Raw genomic sequence first — 14,263 nt, forward strand, 5'->3', positions numbered from 1 at the left:
CCGGACGCCGGCACGCCGCCGACCAGCGCCCCCCAGAACCGGCTCGCCAACGTGCCGGTGCGTATTTGTGTGCAGAGCAAAGTCTCGAGGCCGGCCATCGTCCCGGCCGCGGTCAGATCTTCGCGGCGGCGTCCAGGGCCTGGGTGAGGTCGGCGAGCAGGTCCTCGGTGTCCTCGACGCCGCAGGAGAAGCGCACGAAGCCGGGCGCGACGCTGTCGCCCCACTGGTGCCGGCGGTCGGCGCTGGAGTGCAGACCGCCGAAGCTGGTCGCCGCCGCGACGAGCGCCGACGCGCGCAGGAACGCCGCCACGTGCTCGGCCGAGGGCAGCTCGAACGAGACCAGCCCCGGGATGATCCTCATCTGGCGGGCGGCGAGCTCGCTGTCGCCCGCCCAGCGGACCGCGTCGGCCAGCGGGTGCTCGCGCAGCAGCTTCGCCACCGCGGCGCCGCTGGCGGACTGCTGGCGCAGCCGCAGCGCCAGGGTGCCCATGGACCGCCGGGCCAGCCAGCATTCGAACGGGCTGGGGACCGCCCCGCCCAGGGTGCGCCACTGCCGCATCCCGTCGAGCAGCTCCGCGTCGTTCGTCGCGGCGTACCCCAGCAGCATGTCGGAGTGCCCGGCCAGGGCCTTGGTGCCGGAGGCGACCGAGACGTCGGCGCCGAGCTCCAGCGGCCGCTGGGACAGCGGCGTCGCGGTGGTGTTGTCGACCGCGACCAGCGCCCCAGCGGCGTGCGCGGCCCGCGCGACCGCGGCGATGTCGACCAGGTCCAGGCCCGGGTTGGCCGGGGTCTCCAGCAGCACCAGCCGCACGCCCTCGAACGACGGGTACGGCCCCGCCGTCGGGACCTCCACCGTGCTGATGCCCAGGCGGGCGAGCGTGGACGCGGCGAACGAGCGGACGTTGTAGTACCCGTCCGAGGGGATCATCACGGTGTCACCGGCGCGCAGCACCGACAGCAGCAGTGCGGTGATCGCCGCCTGCCCGCTGGCGAAGGCCAGGCAGTCGCCGCCCTCCAGCTCCCCGATCGCGGCCTCCAGCAGGCGGCGCGTGGGGTTGTCGCCCCGGCCGTACCCGTCGGTGCCCGGCGTGTAGCCCGCCGGGTCCAGGTGGTACGGCGCGGCGAAGACTGGTCCGGGGAGCATCGGTGCTCCGGGGACGGGCTCGGGCATGCCGGCGTGAAGGGAACGGGTGCTGTCCCCGTACTGCGAACTCATGCCCCAGAAACTAGCGCTCACTCCGCCTTGGTCGAGCGGGACATCAGGGCGGCGACCGCGACCTTCGGGTCGACGCCCTCGTGGCACACCCGCTCGACCTGCTCGGTGATCGGCATCTCTACCCCGTGCGAGCGGGCCAGATCGCGGATGGCCAGGCAGCTCTTGACGCCCTCGGCGGTGTACCGGGTGGCCGCCTGGGCCTGCTCCAGGGTCTTGCCCCGGCCCAGGTGCTCGCCGAAGGTCCGGTTGCGCGACAGCGGCGACATGCAGGTGCCGACCAGGTCGCCGAGCCCGGCCAGCCCGGAGAAGGTCAGCGGGTCGGCGCCGAGCGCGACGCCCAGCCGGGCGGTCTCGGCCAGCCCGCGGGTGATCAGCGTCGCCTTGGTGTTGTCGCCCAGGCCCATCGCGTGCGCGATGCCGAACGCCAGCGCGATCACGTTCTTGACCGCCCCGCCCAGCTCGCACCCCACCACGTCGTCGTTGGTGTACGGCCGGAAGTACGGCGTGGTGATCGCGCGCTGCACGCGGGTGGCGCGGTCGATGTCGGTGCACGCCACGACGGTCGCGGCGGGCTGCTCCAGCGCGATCTCGCCGGCCAGGTTCGGCCCGCTGACCACCGCGACGCGCTCCGGGGCGACCCGGCCCGCCTCCACGATGACCTCGCTCATGCGCTGGGTGGTGCCCAGCTCGATGCCCTTCATCAGGGAGATCAGCGTCGAGTCGGCGGTGAGGTCGGCCGCCCAGTCGCCCAGGTTGGTGCGCAGCGTCTGCGACGGCACGGCGAGCACCACCAGCTCCGCGCCCTTGATCGCCTCGGTGGCCGAGGCGGTGGCGGTGACCCGCTCGCCCAGCCGGGTGCCTTCCAGGTACTCCGGGTTGCAGCCGGTGTCGCGGATCGCGGCGGCGATCTCCGGGCGGCGGGCCCACAGCACCACGTCGTTGCCCGCGTCGCCGAGGATCTTCGCGAAGGCGGTGCCCCAAGACCCGGCGCCGAGCACGGCCGCCCTCACCGGGCACCGTCCTTGGCGGGTCCGTTGTTCGCCGACTCGTCGCGGGCGCCCCACAGCGGCGGCGGCGTCTCGCCCCGGATCTCGGCGAGCATGTCGCGCAGGCGCAGCATCACCGCGTCGGTCATCTCGTTCAGCACCGCGCCGGTCGGCTCGGCCCCGGCCCACTTCGACAGGTCGACCGGCGGGCCCGCCCACAGCGACACCGGGATCTTCGGCAGCAGCCGGACCTTCTTGGTACGCGGATCGAAGATCTTCTCGGGACCCCAGGTCGCGACCGGGATGACCGGGGCGCCGGTGGCCAGCGCCAGCCGGGCCACGCCGGTCTTGCCGCGCATCGGCCACAGCCCGGGTTCCTTGGTGGTGGTGCCCTCGGGGTAGATCACCACGGCGGCCCCGGAGCGCACCGCGGCCACGGCCGCGTCCAGGGCCTTGACCGCGTCGGCGGTGCCCCGGTGCACCGGGATCTGCTTGCACCAGTGCAGGATCCGGCCGGCCAGCGGGATGCGGAAGACGCTCTCCTTGCCCAGGAACTGCGGCCAGCGGCCGGAGTCGTAGACGTAGTGCGCGGTGGTGAACGGGTCGGCGTGCGACACGTGGTTGACCGCGAGGATGACCCCGCCCTCGGCCGGGATGTGCTCCCACCCGCGCCAGTCCCGCCTGGTCAGCGCGATCATCGGTGGCTTGACCAAGCACACCGCGAACCGCTGCCAGAAGCCCAGCCTGCGCCGCGCCAACGAAGCCTCCCTGTCCTCCACCCGTACGCCTGCCCGCGCCAGGGTGTCCGCTAACCCGACCCGGTCCGCCGCCACGCCCGGGTGCCCGCGACGGCCCACCCGCCACTGCCGTGACGTGCCGGTGTGTCGTCCACGTTCAGCGCATCATGCCATGTCCGGCCGGCCGGCCACCTCAGCCGCCGGAGGCCGCCGCACGGCCGACCGCGCGGGCGGGCTGCCAGAATGGCCGAGTGTACGCACCACGAGTCACCCTGCTGGTGCCGCTGAAGCCGCTGGCCGAGGCGAAGAGCCGGCTGCGCGGCGCCGTGCCCGACCACGAGGATCTGGTGCTGGCGCTGGCCCGCGCCACCGTCCGCGCCGCGCTCGCGGCCGACGGCGTGGCCGGGGTGCTGGTGGTGACCCGCGATCCGGTGGCGGCCGCGGCGCTGCGCGAGTGTGGCGCGGGCATCGCCGACGACGACGGCCGCGACCTCAACGACGCGCTGCGGCGGGCCGCTGCGGCCGTCGAGGGGCCGGTGGCCGCGCTGCCCGCCGACCTGCCGGCGCTGCGCCCGGTGGAGCTGGCGCAGGCGCTGGCCGCGGCGCGGGGGCGGCGGGCGTTCGTGCCCGACGCCGACGGTGTCGGCACGGTGCTGCTGGTGGCCGCCCCCGGTGCGGCGCTGGATCCCCGGTTCGGCACCGCCTCGGCCGCCGCGCACGAGCGGACGGGCGCGATCCGGCTGGCCGGGCGGTGGCCGACGCTGCGCCGCGACGTGGACACGGCCGACGACCTCGCCGTGGTGCGCGGCTGGGGGCTGCTGCGCGCCGCCGCGACCGCGTAGCGTGAACGCCATGCAGGGCACCGTCGCCACGTTCGACCCCGACACCCGTACCGGATCGCTGCTGCTCGACGACGGCACGCCGGTCGCCTTCGACCGCGCCGCGTTCGACGCCTCCGGGCTGCGGCTGCTGCGCCTGGGCCAGCGGGTGCGGCTGGAGTACGGCGACGGCGGCGAGCTGCGCCGGATAGCCATTCCGACGATGCCCTGACGGCCCGTTCGCCGACGGCTGCCGGCCATGGCGGGGCACCGCCGAGTTCATCTCCTGTTCATGCGGATGGGGCAAGAATGAGTGGGTGAGCGCTGCCCCGCGACGACCCCGCAAGAAGTCCGGCTCGCACCCGACGCCGGCCTCTAACCAGCCGCCCGCCGACAGCGCCGTCGTGCCGGAGAAACTCGACCAGCAGGCCACCGGCGACGCCGCCGTGGACGCGGTGCCCGACCCGGTCGCCATCGCGCCGGACCCCGCCGCGTCACCGCCGGACACCGTGCCGACACCGGACGCCGCGGTGGCGCCGCAGACCGTGCCCCAGCTGGACACGGTGGTGCCGCCGGACGCCGCGAACCCGCAGCTCACCACACCGGCACCGGACTCGGCGCCGCGGGCCGACCGGCCGGAGGAGCGTGCCGAGCGCCTGCTCGCGCCGGTCCGGGTGACCGTGGTGCCCGAGTTCGCCAGCACCGCCCGGACCGAGCTGCCCGAGGACCGCTACTTCAACCGCGAGCTCTCCTGGCTCGACTTCAACGCCCGCGTGCTGGCGCTGGCGGAGGATCCGCGGGTGCCGCTGCTGGAGCGGGCCAAGTTCATGTCGATCTTCGCCAGCAACCTGGACGAGTTCTTCATGGTGCGCATCGCCGGCCTGCGCCGGCGGCTGGAGACCGGCCTGCCCACCCGCGGCGCCGACCGGCTGCCGCCCCGCGCGCAGATGGAGCTGGTCGCCGAGCGCACCGCCGAGCTGGTCGCCGACCACGCCGCAGAGTTCACCAAGGTGATCCGCCCGGCCCTGGCGAAGGCCGGCATCAACGTCCTGAGCTGGGCCGACCTGGAGCACGGCGAGCGCGAGCAGATGCGGGTCTACTTCCGCGAGCACATCTTCCCGGTGCTGACGCCGCTGGCGTTCGATCCCGCGCACCCGTTCCCGTACATCTCCGGGCTCTCGCTGAACCTGGCCGCGGTGGTGCGCGAGCCGGAGACCGGCCACGAGCTGTTCGCCCGGGTGAAGGTGCCCAACAACGTGCCGCGCTTCGTACGCATCGACCCGGTGCTGCGCGGCGGCGCGGACGGCCGCGACAGCTACCGCTTCCTGCCGGTCGAGGACCTCATCGCCAACGAGCTGGGACAGCTGTTCTCCGGCATGGAGGTGGTGGAGCGGCACGTCTTCCGGGTCACCCGCAACGCCGACTTCGAGATCGAGGAGGACCGCGACGAGGACCTGCTCCAGGCGATGGAGCGGGAGCTGATGCGCCGCCGGTTCGGCCCGCCGGTGCGGCTGGAGGTCGCCGCGGACATCTCCGACCGGGTGCTGGCGACCCTGGTCACCGAGCTGGAGGTCGACTCCCGCGACGTGCTGCGGGTGCCGGGCCTGCTCGACCTGTCCGGGCTGATGCAGCTCTACGGCATCGACCGGCCGGATCTCAAGGACGCGCCGTTCGTGCCCGCGACCCACCCGCGGCTGCGCGAGGGCGAGTCGTCGCGCAGCGTCTTCAACATCCTGCGCGACGGCGACATCCTGGTGCACCACCCGTACCACTCCTTCTCCACCAGCGTGCAGCGCTTCATCGAGCACGCGGCGGCGGACCCGCACGTGCTGGCCATCAAGCAGACGCTGTACCGCACCTCGGGCGACTCGCCGATCGTGGACGCGCTGGTCGCCGCGGCCGAGGCGGGCAAGCAGGTGGTGGTGCTGGTGGAGGTGAAGGCCCGCTTCGACGAGAAGGCCAACATCGGCTGGGCGCGCACGCTGGAGAAGTCGGGCTGCCACGTGGTCTACGGGCTGATCGGCCTCAAGACCCACTGCAAGACCGCGCTGGTGGTACGCGAGGAGGGCGGCCAGATCCGGCGCTACTGCCACATCGGCACCGGCAACTACCACCCGAAGACCGCCCGGCTCTACGAGGACTTCGGCCTGCTCACCGCCGATCCCGAGGTCGGCGCCGACCTGACCGACCTGTTCAACACGCTCACCGGCTACAGCCGCCAGACGGCGTACCGGCGGCTGATGGTGGCGCCGCACGGCATCCGCCGGGGCATCATCGAGCGCATCGAGCGGGAGGCCGAGTTCGCCCGGGCGGGCCGGCCCGCACTGGTGCAGATCAAGGCGAACGCGCTCGTCGACGAGCAGATCATCGACGCGCTCTACCGCGCATCGCAGGCGGGGGTACGCATCGACCTGCTGATCCGCGGCATGTGCGCGCTGCGGCCGGGCGTGCCGGGCCTGTCGGACAACATCCGGGTCCGCTCGATCCTGGGCCGCTTCCTGGAGCACTCGCGGCTGTTCCGGTTCGGCAACGGTGACGTGGCTGCGGGCCGGGGGCGGGCCGAGTTCTGGATCGGGTCGGCCGACATGATGCACCGCAACCTCGACCGCCGGGTCGAGGCGCTGATCCAGGTGACCGACGCGGCCGCCCGGACGGAGCTGGCCGAGCTGCTCACCGCGTCGATGTCGGACCGGACCGAGGCGTTCGACCTCAACCCGGACGGCTCCTGGACCCGGCACATCTCCACTTCGGAACACCACCGCAACGATCTGCAGGCCGCCCTGCTGGAGCGGGTGCTGAAGCGGTGAGCCCGCGGGAGGAGCGAAGGTACGACGTCGTGTCCTCCTTCGTCCTGCCGCGGCTGGACCCGCCCGGGGTGCACGCCCTGCCCCGGCCCGAGGTGTCGGCGACCGCGACCTACCTGGACACCGCCGACCTGCGGCTGGCCCGGGCGGGAGCCTGGCTGCGGCACCGGACCGGGGACGAGCCGCCCTGGACGGTGCGGCTGCCGCGGACAGCGGAGCGGACCGTGGTGCCCGGGACCCGGCAGGAGATCTCCCGGCCCGGCGGACCCGGCTGCCCGCCTGAGGAGCTGGTGTGGCTGGTCGCGACGCTGACCCGGGGCTCCTCGCTGGCCCCGGTGGCCGTGGTGCGCACCGTGCGGCGAGGGCTGGACCTGGTCGGCGCCGACGGCGTGCCGCTGGCCCGGGTATCCGACGACACGGCGCAGGTGCAGGTGCCGATGCGGGGCACGCCGGGCCGGGCGTTCCGGGAGATCCTGGTCGAACGGCTGGCGGGAGCGCCGAAGCTGCTGGCGGGAGTGCCCGAGCCACCGGCGGAAGCGCCGGAGATCCAGGCGGGAGTGCCGGAGATCCAGGCGGGAGTGCCGGAGCTGCTGTCCGCTGTGGAGGAGCGCCTGCTGGCGGCCGGGGCCCGGCACGGCGGCCTGCTGAGCGAGCGCGTGCGGGCGCTGGGGGCCACGGCGGCGTACCCGCCGGACGCGCTGCCCCCGGCCCCGCGCCTGCCCGCGACGGCGCGCGCCGCGGACGTGGTCATCGACGCGGTGCGGGCCGGGGTGGCTCGGGTCCTGGCGCACGACCCCCTGGTGCGGCTGGACGAGCCGCTGCCCGACGGTGACACGGCCGTGCACCAGATGCGGGTGGGCTGCCGGCGGCTGCGCTCTGACCTGCGCACGTTCGCGAAGCTGGTGGACCCGCGCTGGGCGCGGCCGCTGCGGGCGGAGCTGCGCTGGCTGGCGGACCGGCTGGCCGCCCCCCGCGACGCCGAGGTGCTGCGCGAACGCCTGCACCTGACCGCCGCAGCGGACCCGCCACTCGACGGCGCCGAGCTGGCCCACCTGGACACGATCCTCGCCGCCCGCCGCGACGAGGCCTACCGCGCGCTCCAGGAGGCCCTGCGTACGCGGCGCTACCTGGTGCTGGTGCAGCGGCTCACCACCGCCACCCGCCGCGTCCCGCTCACCGCCGCCGCGGGCGACCCGGCCGGGGCGGCCCTGCCCCGGCTGGTCGGCAAGCCCTGGCGGCGGCTGGTGCGCGGCGGCAAGGGCGTCCCGGGCGCGGGCCGGCTGGCCCCGGACGCGCCCGATGTGGACTGGCACCAGGTCCGCATCCACGCCAAGCGCGCCCGGTACGCCGCCGAGGCGGCCCAGGCCGCCGGCGACCCGCGGCTCGCCCGGCTCGCCCGTGCCCTGGCCAAGCTGCAGAACCTGCTCGGCGAGCACACCGACGCGGCCCTGGCCGCCGGCACCTGGCTGTCGCTGGCCGCGGCGCACCCCGACCTGGCCGAGACCTGCACCCGCCTGGCCGAGCGGGATCGCGCGGCGGCCACCGCGGTCCGCGCCGCCTACCCCGCCCGCTGGCACAAGACCGAAAGGAAAAGCACCTTCTTGACGCGCCAGTTATGAGAAAGCGCCCTCCCCGCACGCTGCGAACTGCGCGGTCGCCGGGCCGCCGTACCGACAAAGAAACGACTCCGCCCGTGCCGTCGGAAACGGCACGGGCGGAGCTTTGACCCTGAAGGGATATGGACGCCGGTCAGCGTTTGGCGGCCTTCTTGGCGGGAGCCTTCTTCGCCGTCGTCGCCTTGGCGGTCACGGTCTTCTTGGCCGCGGTGGTCTTCGCCGCCGCGGTCTTCTTGGCCGGGGCCGCCTTGGTCGCGGTCGCCTTGGTCGCGGTCTTCTTCGCCGCGGTGGCCTTGGCGGTGGTCGCCTTGGCGGTGCTCTTGGTCGCCGTCTTCTTGGCCGGGGCCGTCTTGGACGCGGCCGTGGCCTTGCTCGCGGCCGGGCGGGTGGACGCCGACGTCGTCTTCTTGGCGGCGGTCTTCTTGGCCGGAGCGGCGACCTTGCCGACGGCCACGGTCTCCTTGAATCCGGCGCCGGGCCGGAAGGCCGGGACCGACGTCTTCTTCACCTTGACCGCCTCGCCGGTGCGCGGGTTGCGCGCCATCCGAGCGGCCCGGGCCCGCTTCTCGAAGACACCGAAGCCGGTCAGCGAGACCTTGTCGCCCTTGGTGACCGCGTTCTGGATCTCGGTCAGCGTGGCCTCGAGGACGGCCGCGGCGGTCTTCTTGTCGACCACCTGCGGGTGGGCGGCGATCGCGTCGATCAGCTCAGTCTTGTTCACGGATTCCTCCCGTATGGTGCTACTGGACTCATAACAGTCATTCTGTGCGCACAGTAGGCCCAACGTCAGCAATATGCCAACAGGAGGGTGAAAAACCACCTATGTGTCGCAAAGAAAAAACGCCCCCATCCGGTTAACCGGATGGGGGCGATAACGTTGCTGTCGCGCTTCGGCACCTAGCCGACAAGCACTCCGAAAGCGGGACGGCGGCTTTCGAACTCGGCGATCGCATCCGCGTGGCGCAGCGTCAAACCGATGTCGTCCAAGCCTTCCAGCAGCCGCCAGCGGCTGAAGTCGTCCAGCGCGAAGGCCCAGGTGTGACCGCCGGCGCGCACCTCACGGGCGACCAGGTCGACCTCCACGGCGGTGGCCGGGTCGGCCTCGACCAGGTCCCACAAGGTCTCCACGGCCGCCTGCGGCAGCTCGACCGTCAGCAGGCCCTGCTTGAGGGAGTTGCCGCGGAAGATGTCGCCGTAACGGGGCGAGACGACGACCCGGAAGCCGTAGTCGTGCAGGGCCCAGACCGCGTGCTCCCGCGAGGAGCCGGTGCCGAACTCCGGACCGGCGACCAGCACCGAGGCCCCGGCGTAGGCCGGGTTGTTCAGCACGAACGACGGGTCCTCGCGCCAGGCGCTGAACAGCCCGTCCTCGAAGCCGGTGCGGGTCACCCGCTTCAGGTACACCGCCGGGATGATCTGGTCGGTGTCCACGTTGGAACGCCGCAGCGGCACCGCGGTGCCGGTGTGAACGGTGAACTTCTCCATTTCGATCTACCTCAGGTTCAGCGGGCGCCGACGGCGTCCAGGTCGGCGGGAGCGGACAGGTGGCCGGTCACGGCGGTCGCGGCGGCCACCGCCGGCGACACCAGGTGGGTGCGGCCGCCCTTGCCCTGCCGCCCCTCGAAGTTGCGGTTGGACGTGGAGGCCGAACGCTGTCCGGGCTTGAGCGTGTCCGGGTTCATGCCCAGGCACATCGAGCAGCCCGCGAAGCGCCACTCGGCGCCGGCCGCGGTGAACACCTCGTGCAGGCCCTCCTGCTCGGCCTGCTCGCGCACCGCGGCGGAACCGGGCACCACCAGCATGCGTACGCCGTCGGCGACCTTGCGCCCGCGCAGCACCTCGGCCGCGGTGCGCAGGTCCTCCAGCCGCCCGTTGGTGCACGAGCCGACGAAGACCACGTCCACGGCCACGTCGCGCAGGGCGGTGCCGGGCGTGAGGTCCATGTACTCCACGGCGCGGCGGGCGGCGGCGCGCTCGGACTCGGAGGGGAACGACTCCGGGTCCGGCACCACGCCGTCCAGCGAGGCGCCCTGGCCGGGGTTGGTGCCCCAGGTGACGAACGGCGTCAGCGCGCTCGCGTCGAGGAACACCTCCTTGTCGAAGACGGCGCCCTCGTCGGTCGGCAGGGTCTTCCAGTAAGCCACCGCGTCGTCCCAGGCCTGGCCCTGCGGCGCGAACGTGCGGCCCTTGAGCCAGGCGAACGTGGTCTCGTCGGGCGCGATCAGGCCGGCCTTGGCGCCCCACTCGATGGACATGTTGGAGACGGTCATCCGCCCCTCCATGCTCAGCTTCTCGATCGCGGGCCCGCGGTACTCCACCACGTAACCGCGGCCGCCGCCGGTGCCCTCCTGGGTGATCAGGGCCAGGATCAGGTCCTTGGCGGAGACGCCGGGCGGCAGCTCGCCGGTGACGGTGACGGCCATCTGCTTGGGCAGGCCCTGCGGCAGCGTCTGGGTGGCCAGCACGTGCTCCACCTCGGAGGTGCCGATGCCGAACGCCAGCGCGCCGAACGCGCCGTGCGTCGAGGTGTGCGAGTCGCCGCAGACGATGGTCATGCCCGGCTGGGTCAGGCCCTGCTGCGGCCCCATCACGTGGACGACGCCCTGCTGCGGGTCGCCCAGCGGGTGCAGCTTCACGCCGAAGTCCGCGCAGTTCTTGCGCAGCGTCTCGATCTGCGTGCGCGACACCGGGTCGGCGATGGTCAGCAGGTTGTCGGTCGGCGTGTTGTGGTCCTCGGTCGCGATCGTCAGATCCGGCCGGCGCACGGGCCGCCCGGCCAGGCGCAGGCCGTCGAACGCCTGCGGGCTGGTCACCTCATGCAGCAGATGAAGATCGATATACAGGAGGTCCGGTTCGCCTTCCGCTCGGCGTACCACATGTGCGTCCCAGACCTTCTGGGCAAGGGTCCTGCTCATTGGGCTGCTCCCACCATCTGGACATCCCGCATCTTGGGAGGTATGTTTCGGTCTGTGGGACACAGTATGTCTGGCGTGGGCGTCCTTGACAAGGCGGTCGTGATCCTTGCGGCGTGTGTCGACGGCGCCAGCCTCGCGGAACTCGTCGATCGCACCAAGCTGCCGAGAGCAACGGCGCACCGGCTGGCGCAAGCGCTGGAGATTCATCGGATGCTGGTACGGGACACGCAGGGACGCTGGCGTCCCGGTCCCCGCCTGGGCGAGCTCGCCAACGCGGCCCCCGACGTCCTGCTGACAGCGGCAGAGCCGCTGCTGTCCGCATTGCGGGACGCCACCGGCGAGAGCGCGCAACTCTACCTCCGCAGAGCCGACGAACGTCTCTGTGTGGCCGCTGCCGAGCGGGCCAGCGGCCTGCGCGACACCGTTCCCGTCGGCGCGATCCTGCCGATGACGGCGGGATCCGCGGCGCAGATCCTCCTCGCGTGGGAGCCCCCGGAGGCGGTCATGCCGCTGCTGCCGCGCTGCAAGTTCACCGGCCGCACGCTGGCCGAGGTGCGCCGGCGCGGCTGGGCCCAGTCGGTCGCCGAGCGCGAGGCGGGCGTGGCGTCGGTCAGCGCCCCCGTGCGCGACCGCACCGGCCGGGTCATCGCCGCGATCAGCGTCTCCGGGCCCATAGAGCGGCTCGGCAGGCGACCCGGCGACCGTCACGCGATGGCGGTGGTACGCGCCGGTCAGCGGCTCTCCGGCCTCTGAACGGTCGATCCTCGCTCCGCTGAAGCGCCGTCGCGCATGGCCCCTACCATGAGCGCCGATCTTCAACGGGGAAAGGAACCCTCATGGCAGACCCCCAGGCGCCGGTGGACGATCCGTCCACCGGCGCCGCCGTGTCCGCGCCGCCCGCGCCCGAGGCCGTCATCTCGCTCGACCGCGACCCGCTGGCCGAGGCGCCCCCCGCGCCCGCCCGCCGCCGGCTCCCGGTGGTCATCGCCTCCGTCGTCGCGGTCGTGCTGCTGCTCGGCGTCGGCGCGTACGCCGTCTACCGCTTCGCCTTCGGCGACGGGCGGCGCGCCGAGCAGCTCACCCCCGCCTCGGTCGCCCTGTTCGCCACGATCGACCTGGACACCGGGCTGGAACAGCAGCTGAAGCTGTTCCGGCTGGCGCAGCGGGCGCCGCAGGACTCCGGCGACGGCGCCGAGCAGCGCGACAAGGCGCTCGGCGAGCTGCTGAAGGGCCTCGGCCGCAACGGCGTCGACGTCGACCGCGACCTGCTGAGCTGGCTCGGGCACCGGGTCGGCGCCGCCCTCTGGCTCGACGGCGGCGAAGCGTACGTCCTGCTCACCGCCGCCAGCACGGACAGCGGCAAGGCGGGCACCGGCCTCACCCGGGTGCGCGACGCCATCAAGGACGCCAGCGTCGGCTTCGTGGCCCGCGACGGGGTCGTCCTGGTCGCGATCGGCGAGAAGGACGGCCAGCGGGCCGCCGACCGTGCCTTCGCCGAGGCCCAGCGGGCGCCGCTGGCCGACGCCGCGCCGTTCGCCGCCGACCGGGCCTGGCTGGAGGGCGACCAGCTCGCGGTGGTCTGGGCCGACCTGCCCCGCTACCGGGAGCTCACCGTCGCCGGCCTGCGCGCCGGGCTGACCGAGGCCGAGCAGCGGGCGCTCGCGGACGTCCCCGAGGCGCAAGGCCGCTTCATCGCGGGCGTACGCGCCACCGAGCACGGCCTGGAGGCGCGCTACCGCACGTTCGGTGCCCAGAGCCAGGCTCCGGCCCTGCACGACGCCGTCGCGAAGCTGGGCGCCCTGCCCGGCGACGCGCACGTGGGCGTGGTGGCGCAGCTGCCGAAGGGCCTGGCCGAGCAGGCGGTCGTCCCGACCTCGCCGTACAGCGGGATCCTCAGCCTGGTCATGGCACAGGCGATGTTCGGCGCGATCGACGCCGACGACCTCGCCGAGGACGTCGACCTGTCCGCGCTCGGCGAGCCGGGCACCGCGACCGAGACCGGCCCGCCGGCGGAGCCGGACCTCACCGCGGCCGAGCAGCGGGAGCTGGAAGCCCTGATGGCCAAGGACCTCGAGAAGCTCACCGACGCCGAGCGCAGGCGCGCCGAGAAGCTGATGGACCTGCCCGCGGGCGCGCTGTCCGACCTGGGCGAGCTGAGCGAGCCGGGTGGGCCCGGGGAGCTGACCGACCCGTTCGGCATGTTCGCGGCGCTCGACGGCGCCACGGTGAGCGTGGCCGCCCGCCTGGGGCAGGGGCAGGACCCGGCGTTCCGGATCACCGCCGACGCGCGCGACGCCGCGGGCGCGCAGCAGCTCGCGAAGCTGTTCGGCGACGGACTGGCCGCCAAGGGCTCCGGCCTGAACACGGTGACCGACGGCACTGTGGTCACCGCCACCACCGACGGGTACGCGGCGGGCACCGGCACGCTGGCCGACCGGCCCGCCTTCCGCGAGGCCACCGCCGACGCCCCGGCCGGCACGGACCTCGCGGTCTACGTCGACCTGGCGGGCCTGCTGCCGCCGGCGGAGCGCGACCGCCTGCCCTTCGAGACCGTGGTGGTGCTGCAGGGCAGCGAGGGCGGCGACCAGACCGGCATCGTCCGCCTGCTCCTGCGCTGACCCCCGCTGTCGGCGGACGCGTTTTGCCATAGACGTTGGCCTATCTGAATGAATCCGATCACCGAAAAGTCATCCAGATAGGCCAACGTCGATCAGGTCACCCGGCCGGGAACCGCCGCCGCGGCCGGCGGCCGGGACGAGCGCTCGATGAGCTGCTCAGAAGGAGCCGCCGCCGCCACCGGGATTATGGGTCCCGTCGGGGTGTACGGAGTAGGGGTTAAGGGTCTTGTCCTCCGGATAGCCCCGGTAGACGTCCCGGGAAGGGTCGAGCTTGCTGCGGCTGCGGCTGCGCCGGGCCACCACGAACAGCATCACGGCGATCAGTGCCACGGTGACGACGAGCAGCCCTACCACGAACTCCATGGCCGGAGGGTAGGGCAGCCGGGCCACTCACGCCGCCCCGCAGGACTCGGCGAACAGTGCCGTACAACGGCAGAAGCGGGGGGGGGGTTGTCGGGGGGGGGTGGGTAAAAGTTTGCCCCCACGGGGTAGTACCCCACCAAACCCCGGGGGATGGGGGGGGGCGATTGGCCGCCAAGAACGGTATAGGGAT

Annotated in this window: 13 protein-coding genes; 6 read left to right on the top strand and 7 right to left on the bottom strand. The window is 73.4% G+C overall.

All coding sequences use genetic code 11. From position 1 onward, the window contains the following. Positions 1-112: 112 nt before the first annotated feature. The 3 genes from AB0J67_RS33805 to AB0J67_RS33815 are packed head-to-tail and all read right to left on the bottom strand — an operon-like array spanning position 113 to position 2,960. Entirely contained in the window at positions 113-1,216 is a 1,104-nt protein-coding gene (locus AB0J67_RS33805) for a cystathionine gamma-lyase (protein WP_363488562.1), read from the bottom strand. 17 nt (positions 1,217-1,233) lie between these two features. Next, a complete protein-coding gene (locus AB0J67_RS33810) occupies positions 1,234-2,226 on the bottom strand; it encodes an NAD(P)H-dependent glycerol-3-phosphate dehydrogenase (protein WP_363488564.1) in 993 nt (330 codons plus the stop codon). Beyond that, positions 2,223-2,960, bottom strand: coding sequence for a lysophospholipid acyltransferase family protein (locus AB0J67_RS33815; protein WP_363488566.1), 738 nt, complete (start codon positions 2,958-2,960; stop codon positions 2,223-2,225). Before AB0J67_RS33815 ends, AB0J67_RS33810 begins: the two co-directional genes overlap by 4 nt. Positions 2,961-3,190: 230 nt before the next feature. Here AB0J67_RS33815 and cofC point away from each other — a divergent pair, with 230 nt between their 5' ends. The 4 genes from cofC (at position 3,191) to AB0J67_RS33835 (ending at position 8,180) form a co-directional block, all read left to right on the top strand. Further along, the gene (cofC, locus tag AB0J67_RS33820) at positions 3,191-3,781 is read left to right on the top strand and encodes a 2-phospho-L-lactate guanylyltransferase (RefSeq protein WP_363488568.1); all 591 of its coding nucleotides are present in this window, start codon (positions 3,191-3,193) and stop codon (positions 3,779-3,781) included. Positions 3,782-3,791: 10 nt separating this feature from the next. After that, the gene (locus AB0J67_RS33825; protein ID WP_363488570.1) at positions 3,792-3,989 is read left to right on the top strand and encodes a cold-shock protein; all 198 of its coding nucleotides are present in this window, start codon (positions 3,792-3,794) and stop codon (positions 3,987-3,989) included. 424 nt (positions 3,990-4,413) lie between these two features. Beyond that, entirely contained in the window at positions 4,414-6,564 is a 2,151-nt protein-coding gene (locus AB0J67_RS33830) for an RNA degradosome polyphosphate kinase (protein ID WP_363488582.1), read from the top strand. A gap of 29 nt (positions 6,565-6,593) precedes the next feature. After that, positions 6,594-8,180, top strand: a complete 1,587-nt coding sequence (locus tag AB0J67_RS33835; protein ID WP_363488572.1) for a CYTH and CHAD domain-containing protein — start codon at positions 6,594-6,596, stop codon at positions 8,178-8,180. A gap of 130 nt (positions 8,181-8,310) precedes the next feature. On the opposite strand, the gene AB0J67_RS33840 is transcribed toward AB0J67_RS33835, so the two are convergent. From AB0J67_RS33840 to leuC, 3 genes are all read right to left on the bottom strand, one after another. After that, positions 8,311-8,913, bottom strand: a complete 603-nt coding sequence (locus AB0J67_RS33840; protein WP_363488584.1) for an HU family DNA-binding protein — start codon at positions 8,911-8,913, stop codon at positions 8,311-8,313. Positions 8,914-9,074: 161 nt separating this feature from the next. Further along, on the bottom strand, positions 9,075-9,662 hold the full coding sequence (leuD, locus tag AB0J67_RS33845) for a 3-isopropylmalate dehydratase small subunit (RefSeq protein ID WP_363488574.1): 588 nt from the start codon (positions 9,660-9,662) through the stop codon (positions 9,075-9,077). A gap of 17 nt (positions 9,663-9,679) precedes the next feature. Beyond that, complete coding sequence (leuC, locus tag AB0J67_RS33850) at positions 9,680-11,092, bottom strand: 3-isopropylmalate dehydratase large subunit (RefSeq protein WP_363488576.1); 1,413 nt, start codon at positions 11,090-11,092, stop codon at positions 9,680-9,682. A 66-nt stretch (positions 11,093-11,158) separates the two neighbouring features. Between leuC and AB0J67_RS33855 the strand changes: the two genes are divergently transcribed. Together AB0J67_RS33855 and AB0J67_RS33860 are read left to right on the top strand one after the other, a co-directional pair. Then, positions 11,159-11,845 carry an IclR family transcriptional regulator gene (locus AB0J67_RS33855; protein ID WP_120318463.1) on the top strand — a complete coding sequence of 229 codons (687 nt, stop codon included), beginning with the start codon at positions 11,159-11,161 and terminating at the stop codon, positions 11,843-11,845. A gap of 83 nt (positions 11,846-11,928) precedes the next feature. Next, positions 11,929-13,710, top strand: a complete 1,782-nt coding sequence (locus AB0J67_RS33860) for a hypothetical protein (RefSeq protein ID WP_363488578.1) — start codon at positions 11,929-11,931, stop codon at positions 13,708-13,710. Between the two features lie 156 nt (positions 13,711-13,866). Here the strand turns inward: AB0J67_RS33860 and AB0J67_RS33865 are convergent, their stop codons facing one another. After that, complete coding sequence (locus AB0J67_RS33865; protein WP_363488580.1) at positions 13,867-14,073, bottom strand: hypothetical protein; 207 nt, start codon at positions 14,071-14,073, stop codon at positions 13,867-13,869. Positions 14,074-14,263: the final 190 nt, after the last annotated feature.

It is taken from the genome of Catellatospora sp. NPDC049609 (assembly GCF_040675365.1).
Taxonomy (GTDB): Bacteria; Actinomycetota; Actinomycetes; order Mycobacteriales; family Micromonosporaceae; genus Catellatospora.

Excerpts from the sequence above, each read along its gene's own strand:
- AB0J67_RS33825 (WP_363488570.1), top strand. The coding sequence starts at position 3,792 with ATGCAGGGCACCGTCGCCACGTTCGACCCCGACACCCGTACCGGATCG.
- AB0J67_RS33860 (WP_363488578.1), top strand. The coding sequence starts at position 11,929 with ATGGCAGACCCCCAGGCGCCGGTGGACGATCCGTCCACCGGCGCCGCC.
- AB0J67_RS33865 (WP_363488580.1), bottom strand. The coding sequence starts at position 14,073 with ATGGAGTTCGTGGTAGGGCTGCTCGTCGTCACCGTGGCACTGATCGCC.
- AB0J67_RS33855 (WP_120318463.1), top strand. The coding sequence starts at position 11,159 with ATGTCTGGCGTGGGCGTCCTTGACAAGGCGGTCGTGATCCTTGCGGCG.
- leuD (WP_363488574.1), bottom strand. The coding sequence starts at position 9,662 with ATGGAGAAGTTCACCGTTCACACCGGCACCGCGGTGCCGCTGCGGCGT.
- leuC (WP_363488576.1), bottom strand. The coding sequence starts at position 11,092 with ATGAGCAGGACCCTTGCCCAGAAGGTCTGGGACGCACATGTGGTACGC.
- AB0J67_RS33805 (WP_363488562.1), bottom strand. The coding sequence starts at position 1,216 with ATGAGTTCGCAGTACGGGGACAGCACCCGTTCCCTTCACGCCGGCATG.